Annotated in this window: 15 protein-coding genes and 2 tRNA genes; 9 read left to right on the top strand and 8 right to left on the bottom strand. The window is 58.5% G+C overall.

The annotated features are described in order from the left end of the window. Positions 1–63: 63 nt before the first annotated feature. Positions 64–975: a pirin family protein gene (locus tag ACXAET_RS02645; protein WP_475180689.1), complete on the top strand. Its 912-nt coding sequence runs from the start codon at positions 64–66 to the stop codon at positions 973–975. Positions 976–980: 5 nt separating this feature from the next. On the opposite strand, the gene ACXAET_RS02640 is transcribed toward ACXAET_RS02645, so the two are convergent. Next, complete coding sequence (locus tag ACXAET_RS02640; RefSeq protein WP_475180688.1) at positions 981–1568, bottom strand: TetR/AcrR family transcriptional regulator; 588 nt, start codon at positions 1566–1568, stop codon at positions 981–983. 99 nt (positions 1569–1667) lie between these two features. On the opposite strand from ACXAET_RS02640, the gene ACXAET_RS02635 reads away from it, so the two are divergent. The 6 genes from ACXAET_RS02635 (at position 1668) to ACXAET_RS02610 (ending at position 6488) form a co-directional block, all read left to right on the top strand. After that, positions 1668–1916 (top strand): hypothetical protein, encoded by a 249-nt coding sequence (locus ACXAET_RS02635; protein ID WP_475180685.1) that lies wholly within the window; start codon positions 1668–1670, stop codon positions 1914–1916. Positions 1917–2043: 127 nt separating this feature from the next. Next, positions 2044–3330, top strand: a complete 1287-nt coding sequence (locus tag ACXAET_RS02630) for a homoserine dehydrogenase (RefSeq protein ID WP_475180681.1) — start codon at positions 2044–2046, stop codon at positions 3328–3330. 70 nt (positions 3331–3400) lie between these two features. Continuing rightward, positions 3401–4384 (top strand): class II fructose-bisphosphatase, encoded by a 984-nt coding sequence (gene glpX, locus ACXAET_RS02625; RefSeq protein WP_224890313.1) that lies wholly within the window; start codon positions 3401–3403, stop codon positions 4382–4384. Positions 4385–4475: 91 nt separating this feature from the next. Then, the gene (recJ, locus tag ACXAET_RS02620; protein ID WP_475180678.1) at positions 4476–6218 is read left to right on the top strand and encodes a single-stranded-DNA-specific exonuclease RecJ; all 1743 of its coding nucleotides are present in this window, start codon (positions 4476–4478) and stop codon (positions 6216–6218) included. A 98-nt stretch (positions 6219–6316) separates the two neighbouring features. Then, a tRNA-Glu gene (locus tag ACXAET_RS02615) sits at positions 6317–6391 on the top strand. Positions 6392–6413: 22 nt separating this feature from the next. Continuing rightward, a tRNA-Glu gene (locus ACXAET_RS02610) sits at positions 6414–6488 on the top strand. A 12-nt stretch (positions 6489–6500) separates the two neighbouring features. Here the strand turns inward: ACXAET_RS02610 and ACXAET_RS02605 are convergent. The 7 genes from ACXAET_RS02605 to ACXAET_RS02575 are packed head-to-tail and all read right to left on the bottom strand — an operon-like array spanning position 6501 to position 13887. Continuing rightward, on the bottom strand, positions 6501–8342 hold the full coding sequence (locus tag ACXAET_RS02605; RefSeq protein WP_475180675.1) for a V-type ATP synthase subunit A: 1842 nt from the start codon (positions 8340–8342) through the stop codon (positions 6501–6503). Then, positions 8339–9031 carry a hypothetical protein gene (locus tag ACXAET_RS02600; RefSeq protein ID WP_475180673.1) on the bottom strand — a complete coding sequence of 231 codons (693 nt, stop codon included), beginning with the start codon at positions 9029–9031 and terminating at the stop codon, positions 8339–8341. Before ACXAET_RS02600 ends, ACXAET_RS02605 begins: the two co-directional genes overlap by 4 nt. A 1-nt stretch (position 9032) precedes the next feature. Further along, complete coding sequence (locus tag ACXAET_RS02595) at positions 9033–9710, bottom strand: hypothetical protein (protein ID WP_475180671.1); 678 nt, start codon at positions 9708–9710, stop codon at positions 9033–9035. Next, the gene (locus ACXAET_RS02590; protein ID WP_068334345.1) at positions 9710–10153 is read right to left on the bottom strand and encodes an ATP synthase subunit C; all 444 of its coding nucleotides are present in this window, start codon (positions 10151–10153) and stop codon (positions 9710–9712) included. Before ACXAET_RS02590 ends, ACXAET_RS02595 begins: the two co-directional genes overlap by 1 nt. Continuing rightward, entirely contained in the window at positions 10150–11946 is a 1797-nt protein-coding gene (locus tag ACXAET_RS02585) for a V-type ATP synthase subunit I (RefSeq protein WP_475180666.1), read from the bottom strand. The genes ACXAET_RS02590 and ACXAET_RS02585 overlap by 4 nt, the downstream gene beginning before the upstream one ends. Then, positions 11943–12548 carry a V-type ATP synthase subunit D gene (locus ACXAET_RS02580; protein WP_068335272.1) on the bottom strand — a complete coding sequence of 202 codons (606 nt, stop codon included), beginning with the start codon at positions 12546–12548 and terminating at the stop codon, positions 11943–11945. The genes ACXAET_RS02585 and ACXAET_RS02580 overlap by 4 nt, the downstream gene beginning before the upstream one ends. Continuing rightward, entirely contained in the window at positions 12526–13887 is a 1362-nt protein-coding gene (locus ACXAET_RS02575) for a V-type ATP synthase subunit B (protein ID WP_475180660.1), read from the bottom strand. Before ACXAET_RS02575 ends, ACXAET_RS02580 begins: the two co-directional genes overlap by 23 nt. Positions 13888–14130: 243 nt before the next feature. On the opposite strand from ACXAET_RS02575, the gene ACXAET_RS02570 reads away from it, so the two are divergent. After that, on the top strand, positions 14131–15870 hold the full coding sequence (locus ACXAET_RS02570; protein ID WP_475180656.1) for an ABC transporter substrate-binding protein: 1740 nt from the start codon (positions 14131–14133) through the stop codon (positions 15868–15870). An 81-nt stretch (positions 15871–15951) separates the two neighbouring features. Continuing rightward, entirely contained in the window at positions 15952–17001 is a 1050-nt protein-coding gene (locus ACXAET_RS02565; protein ID WP_475180653.1) for an ABC transporter ATP-binding protein, read from the top strand.

The following is a 17001-nucleotide window of genomic DNA, read 5'->3' as shown; positions in this document are numbered from 1 at the left end:
TTTCTGCTGATTGACCCACATCAGGCTTATCTTACATGCATGCCAAAGCTATTGGAGGCCACAATGTCCCTACGACCAGTTTTGGAAACCCGCAAAGCCACCCCCACGCTTGAGGGCGCAGGCGTCAAGCTGCACCGCGCATTTGGGTTTCAAGACCCGTCAGAGCTTGACCCGTTCTTACTGTTTGACGACTTTCGGAACGAGCGGCCACGCGACTATCAGGCAGGTTTCCCATGGCACCCGCATCGTGGGATCGAGACGATCACATATGTGCTTGCAGGTGAGGTTGAACATTCGGATTCTCTGGGAAACAGTGGGACACTCGGCGCGGGCGACGTTCAGTGGATGACCGCCGGGTCCGGAATCCTGCACCAAGAGATGCCATCCGGGAACGCCACCGGTCAGATGCACGGGTTCCAACTGTGGGGCAACTTGCCTTCCGCGCAAAAAATGACCGCACCGCGCTATCAGGATGTGCAAAGCAAGGAAATCCCCGAAGTTACTGATGATGACGGTACAACGGTTCGCGTGATTGTGGGCGAATTCTGGGGCAAGACCGGCCCGGTCGACGGGATTGCCGCCGATCCGCAATATCTGGACGTTCGCATTCCGGCGGGGGTAAAGAAAACCTTTCGCATCGACACCTATCGTCGCGCTTTTGCCTATATCTTTGAAGGTCAGGCTGCTTTCGCAGACGCCTCGCAACCCACTGGTGTGCTTCTGGAAAAAGAAGTTGCGGGGCAAGAGGTGAATATCCGTGACATGTCTGGCGACAGAACGCTTGTCCGGTTTGGCACCGGGGATGAGATAACCGTGCAGGCCGGGCCTGAAGGCGTGCGGTTCCTGCTGATCTCAGGCGCGCCAATTGCCGAACCTGTCGCCTGGCACGGTCCGATCGTCATGAACACGCGGGCAGAGCTTGAGAAAGCCTTCCGCGAGTTGCGGAACGGAACCTTCATCCAGCCGGCTCACTAGGACCGTCAGGCCGAGACCGAGCGGCGGACCATATCCCAGTAATTCTGCTCAACCTCGTCCAGAGACAAACGACCACCTGCGCGATACCAGGTCATCACCCCGTTCAACATGGCGATAACGGCAAGGGTGGCGACTTTGGTATCCGCAATATCGAAAAGCGCAGCCCCCTGCCCTTTGCGCAGGATGGCTTCCAACGCGTCTTCGTATTTACGGCGCAAGGCTTCGATTTCCGAAAAGTTCTCGGGCGTCAGGTTGCGCAGTTCCATATAGGCAATGAATACTTCATCCGGGCGCTCAAGATGGAACCGGATGTGAAACCTTACGAACTGGTGCAACGCCTCAAAGGCATTCTCAGGCTGCGCAAGTTCGCCGTAAGCTGACAAAAGCTCTTGCATGTGCTCATGCATCAGGTGGAACAGAAGGCTCTGCTTATCCGGCGTGTAGTTGTACAGCGCCCCGGCCTGCACCCCGACCTCGGCCGCGATCTGGCGCATGGATACCGCCGCGTAACCGTGGCGGGCGAACAATCCCAACGCCGCTTTTCGGATACGCGGGCCGGTAATATCGGAATGTGAACCTTGAGTGCGTGCCATCACCTCACAGTATCTGAACGCATGTTCAAATAGAAGCCCGCTTGAACCAGCGCGACAAAAGGTGCATCACGGTTGGGATCGACCTTGAAAGGGTTCCGAATGAAGCGTCTGCCGTTGCTGATCTTGGTGCTGATTTGCGCTGGCTGCGCAGATTTCCCCGAGTTGGAAGGAAGCGAACTGCCCGAGCTCAAATCGGCCCGCTATCCCAAGCTTATTCCCCTGCAAGAGGCACTTGGACCCCCGGTTGAACCAGCGAACGAAGCGGCTGATGTCGAAGAAGATTTGAAGGCGCGGCGCGAAGCGCTTGAGAAAAAGTCGCAAGACCTCCAAAACACTGAAATCAACTGACCCCTTGGGATTCACCCCAGTTCGGACCGCGACGCATTGCACCCTAGCGCCGAACCCGATAAGGCAGCGCTGAACGGGCGACAGGCCCGGTGCAACGGAAATTTTCGAGCGGAAAGGAACCCACGGGATGACACAGGCGCTGCGGCTGGGAATTGCGGGCTTGGGAACAGTTGGCGTGGGTGTCGTGAAGATCATCCGCCGCCATGCGGACCTGCTGCAGGCGCGTACCGGTCGGCCGATCGAAATCACTGCCGTTTCCGCACGTGATGCGAATAAGGACCGCGGTGTAAACCTGTCAGACTATGCGTGGGAGGCTGACCCTGTAGCGCTTGCCAAACGCGATGATATCGACGTGTTTGTGGAATTGATTGGTGGCGAGAATGGCCCGGCCAAAGCCTCGGTCGAGGCAGCACTGGCCAGCGGCAAGGACGTGGTCACCGCGAACAAGGCGTTGCTGGCGATTCACGGTCAGGAATTGGCCGAAAAGGCCGAGGCCGCAGGCCGCGTGATCCGGTTCGAAGCCGCCGTTGCAGGTGGTATCCCGGTCATCAAATCCCTGACCGAAGGGCTGGCCGGAAACGAGATCAAACGCGTCATGGGCGTGATGAACGGAACCTGCAACTACATCCTGACCCGAATGCAGTCGCAGGAGCTGGGCTATAACGCTCTGTTCGAAGAATGCGCCGAGTTGGGATATCTTGAAGCTGACCCAAACCTTGACGTTGGCGGCATTGATGCGGCGCATAAGCTGGCACTGCTGTCGTCGATCGCGTTTGGGACTAAACCGAACTTTGACGGCATTCAGATCGAAGGCATTCAGCAGATCAGCCTGGAAGACATCCACCAGGCAGACGATATGGGGTATCGCATCAAGCTGCTGGGTGTCGCCCAGCGCTCGGCCCGTGGTCTGGAACAACGAATGCAACCCTGTCTGGTGCCCAGCAGCTCGGCTTTGGGGCAACTGGAAGGCGGCACAAACATGGTCGTTATCGAAGGCGATTCCGTCGAACAGGTCGTTCTGCGCGGCCCCGGCGCCGGTGAAGGACCCACCGCTAGTGCTGTCATGGGCGATGTATGCGATCTGGCGCGCGGATTGCAGATTCCGACCTTTGGCCGCCCCGCAACCTCGTTGCAGGATGCGCAGGCCGCAGTGACCGGACTGCCCGCCCCCTATTATGTACGCCTTGCATTGTTCGACAAACCCGGCGCGCTGGCCAAAGTGGCGGCTATTCTGGGGGATGCAGGTGTCTCAATCGACCGGATGCGCCAGTATGGTCATTCCGAAAGCACAGCCCCGGTCCTGATCGTCACCCACAAAACCACACGGGCGACGTTGGATATCGCGTTGGAAGGCTTCCGCAATGCCGATGTGGTGGCAGCCGAACCCGTCGCCTTGCGCATCGAAGAGGTTTGACACTTGCGGTAAACCTGAAACGCGGGCTATGCCGAGATAAAAACCGACAGTGACCTGAGGATAGTGAAAAATGAGTGCTGCCAAGATCGATTTCAACGACCGCCTATTGTCTTTGGGCCTGGCGCGGGTCGCAGAGCAGGCCGCGCTTGCATCGGCCTCGCTGGTTGGACGCGGCGATGAAAAAGCGGCGGATCAGGCCGCTGTGAACGCCATGCGTGAACAGTTGAACCTGTTGGACATCGCGGGTGTCGTGGTCATTGGTGAAGGCGAGCGTGACGAGGCACCGATGCTGTATATCGGCGAAGAGGTTGGCACAGGCAATGGCCCCGGTGTGGACATCGCACTGGACCCGCTTGAGGGCACAACCCTGACCGCCAAGGATATGCCCAACGCGCTGACCGTCATCGCCATGGGCCCGCGCGGATCGATGCTGCACGCCCCGGACGTGTACATGGACAAGCTGGCGATTGGCCCGGGCTTTCCCGAAGGGGTCGTGACTCTCGACATGACCCCGCGTGAACGTGTTGAGGCTCTGGCCAAGGCCAAAGGGTGTAAACCGTCTGACATTACCGTCTGCATCCTGGAACGCCCACGTCATGACGCGATGATCGCCGAGGTGCGCGAAACCGGGGCATCAATACGTCTGATCACCGACGGAGACGTCGCCGGAGTGATGCACTGTGCTGAAAGCGAAGTGACCGGGATCGACATGTATATGGGCCAAGGCGGCGCGCCCGAGGGTGTGCTGGCTGCAGCCGCGCTGAAATGCATGGGCGGTCAAATTTTTGGACGCCTGCTGTTCCGCAATGATGACGAACGCAGCCGCGCCGCCAAGGCTGGCATCACCGATCTGGACCGCGTGTATGCCCGCGATGAGATGGTTACCGCTGACGTAATCTTTGCCGCAACCGGCGTGACCGGTGGTTCGCTGCTGCCGCGCATCAAGCGCGAGCCCGGCTGGGTTGAAACCACCACTCTGCTGATGCGGTCGAAAACCGGCTCGGTCCGTCGCATGTCGTACCGCACACCGATGTGGTCGCACGACAACGCCTAATCGCTTGCGCCTGAACCGCGCGCAAGGGTATCCATACACACAACGAGGCCGGGTCCGAGAGGGTCCGGCCTTGGCACATGAAAGGCAGGGCATGAGCTTTTTAGGGGTTGAGCAGTCATTGACCGGACGGCGTTGGGTTGGACCGTCGGCGGAAACCGAGCGGGCCACTGAAATGCTGATCCAACAGGCGGGCTTACCCCGCGCGGTCTGTCAGGTGCTGGCGCGACGCGGCGTTCCCGCAATGGAGGCACCGGGGTTTCTCGAGCCTAAGTTGAAAGAATTGCTGCCCGACCCGCGATCCATGAAGGACATGGAAAAAGCAGCGACCCGCTTCCTCGCGGCGGTCAGGGCCAAACAGCGGATCGCAGTGTTTGCAGATTATGACGTGGATGGCGGTAGTTCCGCGGCTTTACTTCTGGTCTGGCTGCGACAGATGGGCCAGCAAGCGACCCTGTACGTGCCCGACAGAATTGATGAGGGATATGGCCCCAACGTTCCTGCGATGCAGGAATTGGCCGCGGCGCATGACCTCATAATCTGCGTCGATTGCGGCACCTTGAGCCACGAACCGATTGCAGCCGCCAAAGGCGCTGACGTGATCGTTCTGGACCACCATCTGGGCGGTGAGACCTTGCCGGACTGTGTCGCCGTGGTGAACCCGAACCGGCAAGATGAAAGCGGCGATTTGAGCTATCTCTGCGCCGCGAGTGTCGTCTTTCTGATGCTGGTTGAGGCGGGGCGCCAGCTGCGCGAGGCAGGCACGAAAGGGCCGGACCTGCTTGGGCTGTTAGATCTTGTAGCACTTGCAACCGTGGCAGATGTGGCCCCTTTGATCGGGGCGAACCGGGCACTGGTACGGCAGGGGCTGAAGGTCATGGCGCAAAGGCAGAGGCCGGGTTTGGTGGCGCTGTCGGATGTGGCCCGCATGGATTCGGCGCCCAACAGCTATCACCTTGGGTTCCTGCTTGGCCCTCGTGTCAACGCAGGCGGGCGGATTGGGCAGGCTGATCTGGGCGCGCGGTTGCTCAGTACCGACTCGATACACGAGGCCGAGGCTCTCTCGCAGCGCTTGGATCAATTGAACACCGAACGCCGCGACATCGAAAACGCCGTGCGTGCGGCAGCTACGGAGCAAGCCGAAGAACGGGGTCTGGATGCGCCACTGGTATGGGCGGCAGGCGATGGCTGGCATCCCGGGGTGGTCGGCATCGTGGCATCGCGCCTCAAGGAAAACGCGAACCGCCCTGCGATTGTCATCGGTTTTGACGGGGATGAGGGCAAAGGCTCGGGCCGATCCGTATCCGGCGTTGATCTGGGTGCTTCAATCCAGCGTCTGGCGGCCGAGGGGTTACTGGTCAAAGGCGGCGGTCACAAGATGGCAGCGGGCCTAACGGTGATGCGCGATCAATTGGAACCTGCAATGGCACGGCTAAGCGAACTGCTGGCCAAACAGGGCGCGGGCGAAGGTGGCCCCACCGACCTGAAACTGGACGGTACGTTGATGCCGGGCGCAGCCACAATCGACCTGATCGAACAGATTGAAAAGGCCGGGCCGTTTGGGGCCAGCGCCCCTGCCCCACGGTACGCGCTGCCCGATCTGCAAATTCGCTTTGCCAAGCGTGTCGGCGAATCTCATCTGAAACTGTCGTTGTCCGATGGTGTCGGCGGCGGTCTGGACGCTATTGCCTTTGGTGCATTTGATGGCCCGATGGGTGAGAAGTTGTCAAATCATGGCGGCGCGCGGTTCCATTTCGCCGGACGGCTCGAAGTCAACAGCTGGGGCGGGCGGCAGACGGTTCAACTCCGGCTTGAAGACGCGGCACAGGCGCATTGATCAAGTTGTTCGGCGCGGCAAAAAACTTTCACAACCTTGCGCTTTTCGGCTTGCGGGGGTCACAGTGAAACCGTAAAAGGCGCTCCACAAGCCAGCGTGGCCCGTTCGTCTATCGGTTAGGACGCCAGGTTTTCAACCTGGAAAGAGGGGTTCGATTCCCCTACGGGCTGCCACTTGTGCTTGTTTGGACCAAGTGGCCCGTTCGTCTATCGGTTAGGACGCCAGGTTTTCAACCTGGAAAGAGGGGTTCGATTCCCCTACGGGCTGCCATTTGATTTTCTCCTAAATGCCGAATTTGTCGCCACACAGACCCTGAATCTGTTGCCAAACTGATTTGAATTCGGGCGTGTTTTCTGCGGCATAGTGGAAATTCTTCATCAACCCGGTGAGCTGCGTGAATACCTGCCGCACCTCGGTCTTGTCGGCAAAGGTGGCTGTGGATTGCGTCACGTCATACACCAGCTTGAATGTCATCTTCTGACGCTCAAGCGGGACAGTTGCGTCCACCTTGTCGAAGGCGTCCTGCTGCAGGTAGACCATATCCACGAACAGTGCCTTTTGCTGGGTTACGAAATCTTCGGTGGTGACGCCTTCTTCGCCGGTGACCTGCATCATCTGGTCAACCTGCTCGCCCTTTTCGATCAGGTCCAGCAGATCACGGACCTTTCCGGTCCAGCCCGGTTCGGCGTTTTTATCGTACCAATCAGACAACTGATCCGTATAGCGCGACCAACTCAGCATCGGATCGACCGCCGGATAGAACCGTTTGTAAGCCCGTTCCGAGGACAGGCCGAGGAAACATTTGACTGTGGACAATGTCGACTGTGTGACCGGTTCGTCAAAGTTGCCGCCAGCGGGCGAAACCGTGCCGATCAACGTCAGGCTCCCCAGATCGCCGTCATTGGTTTTCACCGCGCCAGCGCGTTCGTAAAGACCTTTGATCGAGCTTTCCAGATAGGCCGGAAACCCCTCTTCACCCGGTATCTCTTCTAACTTGCCCGAGGTTTCGCGCATCGCTTGCGCCCATCGGCTTGTGCTGTCCGCGATCAGCAGTACGTCATAGCCCATCTGACGGTAGTATTCGCCCAGCGTGATGCCAGTGAAGATCGACGCCTCACGCGCGGCGACAGGCATCGATGACGTGTTGCAGATGATGATCGTCCGGTCCATGAGGCTACCGCCTGTGGTGGGATCGGTCATCTTGGGAAATTCCGATATCGTTTCAACAACTTCCCCTGCCCTTTCGCCGCAGGCCACGACAATCACGATATCCACCTTGGCATTCCGCGCGATCAGATTTTGCAGAACCGTCTTTCCCGCGCCGAACGGCCCCGGAATACAGGCCGTTCCCCCGCGTGCGATCGGAAAGAACGTATCAATCAAACGCTGAGAGGTCAGGACCGGTTCAGTCGGATACAACCGTTCTGACAGCGAGCGTTTCAGGATGCTTTCCGGCAGAGGCCGCCGCACCGGCCATTTCTGCGAGAGGGTCAACGTGTGCTCTCCGCCCTGCTCATCTTCGAGCCGGGCAACGATATCGTGAATCGTGGCGGCACCCTTCTGAACCCAAACCACTTTGTAGTCGCCAACCCAGTTGAAGGGCAGCATGATCTTGTGGTTGAAATGACCTTCGGGCACCGTGCCGATACTGTCGCCAGCGGTCACCATGTCACCCACCTTTACTGAAGGTGTAAACGACCACTTTGCCTGATCGTCCAGCGGTGCCACATCAGCCCCACGCGGCAGGAATGTACCAAACTCTGCGGCCACTTTGGGCAGTGGCGACTGCAGCCCGTCGAACACCTGCCCAAGAAGGCCCGGACCCAGTTCCACTGAAAGCAATTGCCCTGACTGTTCCACGGGGTCGCCCACGGCCACTCCGTCCGTGCTCTCATACACCTGAACATCCGCCGTATCACCGCGCACGCGCAGGACCTCGGCTTTCAACCTCTCTTGCCGGTTGCCGGGGCCAGGGCGCGTGGGCAGGATGTAGACGACTTCGTTTTTGACCAGCTGCCCCGGCTGCCCTGACGCGTCTTGATTGGCCTGTATCTCTACCAACCCCTCCTGAACCGAGACGACGCGGGCGGTGGCGGTCTGCGTGGATTTCGTTGGGGCTGTCATGCGGTTGCTCCATCAAAGTCGATCTCGGCTGCGCCGGCCATGGCCTGCTGCGCCAGATGTTCAAATCTCTTGGCCGCGTCCTGTGCGTTGCTTTGCGCCCAGCGGTCAAAAATGTTCCAGATCAGCACGTAAATCGCCACTGCTTCGAAATCGAAATAATGGCGGGCGGCATGCCGCTTTAGCTGCTTGTGGCTCACGGACAAAAGCAACCGCTCAAGCCCCAAAGGATCTTTGGCATCCAGCAATTGCTTGGCTTCCTTCATCCACGGCATCGGTCCGTCCAGCTTGAAAGTCGGATCGCTCCAATTGGCGGGAATGTGGCGGCTCCAACGTCCGAGACCAAATGACCCGGATGGCGGGCTTCCACCCTGATGACGCCGGCGCAAAGCTGCAACCGCTGTGCGCAGATCCATGCGCTCAGTGAATACGTCGCGCAATGTCGGTTGCGGGATATCACGCATCGCATCTTTGCAGCGTTCAATTGCCTGCGCATCCGTGACGTCCATATCATAGTCGCTCCAGTTCAGAGCGTGTTCCAGCACCTTTAAAACGCGCGCATCCTCTGGCGTCAGCGCCGTCAGGCGCCGCTCTAACCGCAGCCGCGACAGGGGCGGCTGTTTGGCAATGAACAACCGCTCCGAGCCCGGCAAACTGCTGATCAGCGCGATATAGGCGTCGCGGTCGGACATCTCAGCGGATTACGCCTTCTAACACGGCGCGAAAGCGGGGTTGCAGATGCTCCATCAACAGCGCCGCAACCGCCTTATCGGTCAGATCGAGAACAACGCCTTGATCATCAGCGCGTACCCTTATTCCATCCTGCACATCGTCTGACGCATGCAACTCGACCTGTTCGCGCAGCATATCCGCGGTCAATCCCAAGACAAACTTCGTCAGCTTACCGGACTGAATGTCATCGGCATTCTGCTTGATGTCCTGCTGCGTGGCGACTTTGGCTGGCAATATGACGTGAAGCTCTCCGTCCAGATTAGCCCCATCTGCGGCCCGCCCCACGACTTCTAGGATCATCTGTTTCAACAGGTCCGGGTCCGCCATTTCCTTGGTGACCAGACGCTCAACATCTTCACGAAACCGGTCCGTCAGACCCGCCTTCATCGTTAGTACAGCGTCGCGCATCGCAGTGTTCAGCGCCTCTTCGCCGGCCGAGCGGTAATTGTCGGACTCGCTGCGCGCTTTCTTCTGATAGGCGTCCCCCTCGCGTTTGGCTTCGGCCAGTATCTTCGCAGCTTCAGCCCGGGCATCGGCGCGTAGCTTTTCGGCATCCGCCTGCCCCGCAGCCACACCATCGTTGCGCAGTTTGTCGATCAGCGCGTCGACACCGTGAGAGATCATTCCATCCTGTGCCATCAGCTAATCCCCGCGCTAATGACCAAGGCAAAGACAAAGGCAAAAACGCCGAACCCTTCGATAATCGCGGCAGGCGCCAGCGATAGGCCAAATATCTCGGGCTTTTCCTTGGTCGCATTGATCGCCGCCGCACACGCCCTGCCCTGCCAGATACCACAGTACATGAGCGCGATGCCGGACAGGATACCGATCCCGAACAACCCCCCCGCGTTTTCCGGCGTCACATCGCGATTCAACGTGAACATGATAACGATGCCATAAATCACCATTGTCGAAGGAAAGGCCGAAACGCCGACAAACCGACCATAGCCGCCCTCAGTCTCGGTCATGGCGCCGATACTGGCTTGGCCCGCAATAGCACAGCCAACGGCACTTGCTGCCGCACCCAGCGCCATTGGCGCATAAATCCCCAGCCAACCCAATGTCAGAACAAGCTCATTCATTCCTGAACCTCCTTGCGGGCAAACGGCCGAAAGACGATACCTTCGTCCGGCAGACCCCATTTAAAGAATTCGATGTAATTTAGACGCAACCCGTGGACGACGCCGCTCATCATCGCGAGGGCGAAGTTCAGAACGTGACCGATGATCAGGATCAGCAGCGCAAACAGGATACCTGGCCCCTTCATTGCCTGCATCACCGAAACAGCCAAATCATTGAATGTAATCGCCAGGGATGCCGAAGCCAAACCAAGCGCGAACAACCGCATGTAACTGAGCACATCACCAAACGCACCCATCGCGCCGGCCAGCCCTTTCAGGCCGTCGATCAGACGCCATAGCCAGTCGATTGGCTGTTTCATTTCCCGTTCGCTGGAGAACAACAGAATAGCCAGAATGCCCGCGCCCAGAAGTATCGAGCCCGGTGTCGCAGCGCCCCCTTTCATATAGCTCAGCCACAACACAAAGCCGCCGATCAGCGCCGCGATCCAGCCCAGATTGGCAATGGCCCTGCGCTGCCCCCATGCCGCGCGCGCAGCCAACGCATTTGCCAGCACCAAATGCAGAACACCCACGACGATCGACACCATCATCATGGCCGCAAAGTTGTTCAGATCGAGCAGTTTGAGCCCGGCTAGTATCGACCCTTCACGCGGTGCAACCCCGAAATAGCTTCCGACCAGAACGCCGTACAGAATGGTAACGCCCGCGATGATCAACCCGTACCGGCGCCACGATTGCAGCGCAGGAGTTCCGTCCATGCGCTTCCAGAACAAAAGCAAGCCCAACAGAATAACGGCCCCGTATCCTGCATCAGCCACGATCATCGCAAAGAAAAAGGCAAACGAGGCAGCTACAATGATGCTTGGGTCCCAGTCCCTGTAGCCTGGCACTTGATAAAACAGCGCCAAGTCTACGGCAGCGCTTCGTTTTTCCGGCTGCTCAAGCAGCGTGGGAGGGGTGTCATCAGGACCAGGATCTTCGATCAGCACAGCCGCGTTTTTTGATTCAGCCATGTCCAGAAGCGCATCAATGCGATCCTCGGGCACCCAACCTTGAAGTGCAAACATAGCCTCTTCGTCGCGTACTTTCTGGGTCGCATGGGCCAGTTCTGCTGCACTTTCTGCGACGGAAAGATTGCGCCGCATCAGTGTCAGGTACCGGGTTTGCGCAACACGCTCAGCCTCAAGGGCTTCAATGGCGATCTCGGCTTCTTCCAGCTGCGCCTCCAACTCATGGATCGGCAACGAGCCGGTATGGGTGCGCGGTACGGGTAGAATATCGTCGTCAGGCTCATCAGGGGCAATCAGTACCGCGTAGATGAACCGGTGATCCTGCTCTAAGATCGCCCAAGGCAGCGTCAATGCCTCTAACGCGCCGCGGTGCTTTAGCGGCAGTTGATAAAACCACAGCCGGTTGCCTGCCAGCACATCATCGGGTGGAAAGTCCAAATCCCCCCAGGGTCGCACCTGCGAAATCCGATGGGCCAGAAAGTCGCGCCGGTCAGTCACCTCGCGCGACCGCTGCATCAAGTCCAGGACATCCTTGACGAACTTGTTCATATCAAAGTCCCGGTCGCGCTGAATTTGACGACGGGGTTTTGGAACATCTGTTAGGAATCTCAGAGCCTTATACGCGTTTCTTGCACCGCGCTCACTAACCTTTTCTGGCTCGGCGGGCAGAGGGACCAAGGGTAAGACATGCATGCATCCCAACTCTTGCAACGCCTCAAGCGTCTCAGTTTTCTGGGCCGCCCGACCGACCAGCGACAGTTTTTTCAGGCGTGCGACACTCATGACAGAGCCTCACGCGCATGTTTGCGCTTCGAGATTTTCGAGCGTACAACCGCCTGCATCTGCTCATCGCTCAGGTAGATACGGATTTTCTTGATGTTGGCCTTGGCGCGCGGGATCAGGACCTTTTCAAACAGGTTCACGCGTTGCGTGATCGTAGCGACCGCCTTGTCGAAGATTTTTACGCGTTCTTCGGCCACTTTTACCCGCAGACGGGCCTCGATCATGTCATGCAGCAATTGCGCGGCCGCATCGACCCAATGCGGTTTGGCCAGCAGGGAATAGGGCCGCACTGCAACTTCAATCCGGTCCAAAGCGGGCATTTTGACACCGACGACGTTCACCTCTTTGACCCGGTAGTCCTTCAGCTCGACCAACCCGTCCAAATCGACGCCCTGTTGCGCCAGCATGGGCAGTTTCGCCCCAACCTGTTGAGCCAATGCGCTTACTTCTTCTTCAAGGCGCGCAACCTCATCGCGCGCCTTGGCGCGTTCCGCCATCAATTGCTGGCGCTTCAAATCCAGCGACGGCAGGAAGCGTTCATAGCTTTTCAGCTGCGTTTGCTGGCGCGCCAGCGACGATTTATTCAGCTGCAACCGCGCCATCTGCATCCTTCGGGAAATACTTATCGACCAAGGCTTGCTTCATCAGCAACTGTTCAGGCGCAAAACACTCGGCCAGCGTTTTCCAACCCAAATCCAGCGCCTCTTCCAAGGGGATCGAGACGTTGATGTCCATAAAACGCGACCGAAACAGAGCGCCAAATTTTAGCAACTGGTGATCGTAATCCGACAGATCAAACGCCATCGCCTGCTTTTGCGCTGCATCGCGGCTTTCCGAATAGAACCGGATCATGGTGTTCATGATCTGCCCGTGATCCTCGCGCGTTGTCTTGCCGATCACGTTCTGCTTGAGGCGCGACAGGCTTCCGAATGGATCAATCACCCCGGAATGCAGATAGAACTGCCCTTCGGTGATATAGCCCGTGTTGTCCGGCACCGGGTGGGTCACGTCATTGCCTGGCATCGTTGTCACAGTCAGGACCGTCACTGATCCACCCTTGGCGTAATCACACGCCTTCTCGTATCGGCGGGCCAACTGCGAATAGAGATCACCCATATACCCGCGCTGCGATGGGACACGTTCCTGGCTGATGCCGACCTCTTTCATCGCGTCAGCAAAAGCAGTCATGTCCGTCAGCAGGACCAGCACGCGCTTGCCTTCTTCCACAGCGAACTTTTCCGCCACGGCCAGCGCCATATCCGGCACCAGAAGGCGTTCCACCAATGGGTCCATCGCCTGATTGACAAACATCACTGTTCGCGAGAACACGCCCGCATCTTCGAAAGACGTGCGGAAGGTGTGATAGTCGTCAAAGATCAGGCCCAAGCCGCCGAATACAACGATATCGGCATCTGCTTGGATTCCAATCCGGCTGAGAAACGCGTTGAACGGCTCGCCCGAGACCGAGAAGATCGGGATTTTCTGACTTTCAACCAGCGTATTAAAGACGTCGATCATCGGAACGTCAGTGCGAATCATCCTGTTGGGAACCGCGCGTTCTGCCGGGTTTACGGTAGGGCCGCCAATGTCGATTCTGGGCTCGGCGGACAAGTCAGGCCCGCCGTCAATCGCCACCCCGGCACCGTCAAAAACGCGGCCCAGAATGTTTGCTGAATAAGGCGTCTGCATTGGGTGGCCAAGAAAGGTCGCCGTTGCCTCGGTCGAAATCCCCTTGGTGCCCGAGAACACCTGCAGCGTCACCACATCCCGGTCGATGAAGATCGCCTGCGCAAGGGTTTTACGCCCATCGACCGTCTCAATCACCGCCAGATCATTGAATCGAACTGCTGCGTCCGCTGAACCATCCGGAGGCACCCTAACCTTGATCGTGTCCCCTACGATTTCCAGTACGCGCGTGTATTTCAACAGACTCCGGGACATGGCCTATCCTCATGCGTCCAAATGTTTTTCACCAATCCGTATTGCGGGCGGCAGCGGTCTTTTTTGCAATCGTACTTGCACCTTACAACGAATTCACGAATTAGCAACTGACGACGAAACCCCGAGCCAAAACCAGCGAATTTTGCACTTACTAAAAATTTAGTTTGACACTTGCGCAGAAAATCGCTGATGCTGTCCGGCATCCGGTTTCGACCGGAAGCTATAACCTTTGGGAGGAGACAGATGCGGAGACATCTACTTTCCGCAGTGGCGGCGGCTGCCGTCATTGCGGGGCACGGTCCTGCTTGGGCCGACGAAGCCGCAGCACAACGTTGGATTGACGACGAATTCCAGCCATCGACCTTGTCGAAAGACGAACAGATGGCCGAGATGCAGTGGTTCATCGAAGCTGCACAACCCTACGCCGGCATGGAAATCAACGTCCTGTCCGAAGGCATCCCGACCCACTCTTATGAATCCGAGGTTCTGACCAAGGCGTTCGAGGAAATCACGGGTATCAAGGTCAACCACCAGATTCTTGGCGAAGGCGAAGTGGTTCAGGCCGTACAAACCCAGATGCAGACCGGCCGGCACCTGTATGACGGCTACGTCAACGACAGTGACCTGATCGGCACCCACTCGCGCTTGCAACTGGCGTATAACCTGACCGAGCAGATGGGCGGTGACTGGGCGGCAACAACCTCGCCGACGCTGGATCTGGATGACTTCATGGGCATTCAGTTCACCACTGGCCCGGACGGCAACCTGTATCAGCTGCCCGACCAGCAGTTTGCGAACCTCTATTGGTTCCGCAAAGACTGGTTCGATGATGAGGCCAACAAAGCCGCGTTCAAAGAGAAATACGGCTATGATCTGGGTGTGCCGGTCAACTGGTCCGCTTACGAAGACATTGCCGAATTCTTCACCAACGACGTGAAGGAAATCGACGGTGTCGCGATCTATGGCCACATGGATTACGGCAAGCGCGCGCCTGACCTTGGTTGGCGTATGACCGACGCCTGGCTTTCGATGGCTGGTGCCGGTGACGTTGGTGAACCGAACGGCGTTCCGGTTGACGAATGGGGCATCCGCATGGAAGCGGGCACCTGTAACCCTGTTGGTGCGTCCGTTTCGCGCGGTGGTGCTGCAAACGGTCCGGCTGCGGTCTACGCGATCCGCAAGTGGGATGAGTGGCTGCGGAACTATGCGCCTCCGGGTGCGGCGTCTTACGACTTCTACCAGTCGCTGCCGGCGCTCAGCCAAGGCAACGTGGCCCAACAGATCTTCTGGTACACCGCGTTTACCGCCGACATGGTCAAGCCGAAGTCCGAAGGCAACAACACCGTGGATGACGAAGGCACGCCGCTGTGGCGTATGGCGCCCAGCCCGCACGGCCCCTATTGGGAAGAAGGCCAGAAGGTTGGCTATCAGGACGTGGGGTCATGGACCTTCCTGAAATCGACCCCTGCGGATCGTGCTCAGGCAGCCTGGCTCTATGCCCAGTTCGTGACGTCCAAGACCGTGGATGTGAAGAAGTCCCATGTGGGCCTGACCTTTATCCGCGACAGCTCGGTCAATCACGAGTCGTTCACCGAACGCGCACCTAAGCTGGGTGGTCTGGTCGAGTTCTACCGCTCGCCTGACCGTGTGGCATGGTCGCCCACCGGCATCAACGTACCGGACTATCCGAAGCTGGCCCAGATCTGGTGGCAGCAGATCGGTGACGTGAACTCGGGCGCCTTCACCCCGCAAGAGGCGATGGATCGTCTGGCTGAAGAGATGGACATCACCATGTCCCGGATGCAGGCCGCTGACGAAAGCGCCGGCATCTACGGTGGCTGTGGTCCCCGTCTGAACGAGCCACAGGATCCAACCTTCTGGCTGGAACAGCCGGGTTCGCCTAAGGCCAAGCTGGAAAACGAAAAGCCGCAAGGCCAGACCGTCAACTATGACGAACTGGTAGCGCGCTGGCAGGCCCAGTAAACCCACGAGAACCGGGGATGCCGTTCAGGCATCCCCATCCCAATACCAGTGCGGCGCACTGAAGGACCGGAACCCACGGACATGATCGAACTTCAAGACGCGACCAAACGGGTCGGTAACGTCATCCATATCAAACCTACTTCGCTGACCTTGCGGACTGGTCACTTTAATGTGCTGCTTGGGGCCACCGGATCGGGCAAGACCTCTCTGATCAAGATTATGGCGGGGCTGGACCCGATTGCCCAAGGCAAGGTCTTGATGGATGGGCAGGACGTGACGCGGCTGAACACGCAAAAGCGGCAGATCAGCCTCGTGCACCAGTTTTTCGTGAACTATCCGCACATGACCGTCTTTGACAATATCGCCTCACCCCTGCGCGTGGCAGGCATGGCGAAATCCGAGATCGAAGGCCGCGTAGAAGAAGCTGCCGATCTGCTGCAGCTTCGCCCAATGCTGCACCGCCGCCCCCACGAACTGTCTGGCGGGCAGCAACAACGTACCGCGCTGGCCCGCGCCATCGCCAAAGAAAGCCGCGCTGTGTTCCTTGATGAACCGCTGGCGAATCTTGACTATAAACTGCGCGAGGAACTGCGTGAGCAACTGCCCGACCTGTTCGCAGGGCGCGGTGCCGTTGTGGTCTATGCTACTTCGGAACCCGAAGAGGCCCTATTGCTGGGCGGCTACACCGCATTGATGGAGGACGGACGCGTCACGCAATTCGGACCCACCGCAGATATCTATCGCAACCCCGAAAACATCGCCGCCGCACGGGTTTTCTCCGACCCGCCGATCAACGTTGCGCGTATCACCGTGTCTGGTGCGCAGGCGCAACTGGCCGGTGGTGGCGGCTGGACTGTTACGGATATGAAGGATGGCGAATACATGGTTGCTGTCCGCCCTCATCGCGTGACGCCTTACCGGACATCAGACGCGGATGTGGAACTGACAGGTCGGGTGCTTGTGACCGAACTGTCGGGCTCTGACTCCAGCGCGCATTTCCGTCACGGGGCGGATGATTGGGTATCCCTGGCAGCCGGTGTCCATCCCTATGAGGTTGGCGAGGATCACAGTTTCTACATGAACCCGGCCCATTGCCGGTATTTCGGCCAAGACGGCCAAAGGGTAGCCTGA

This window comes from Ruegeria sp. AWH4_226 (assembly GCF_056159225.1).
The sequence above is the reverse complement of the archived record's forward strand: the minus strand, read 5'-3'. Positions and strand labels throughout refer to the sequence as shown.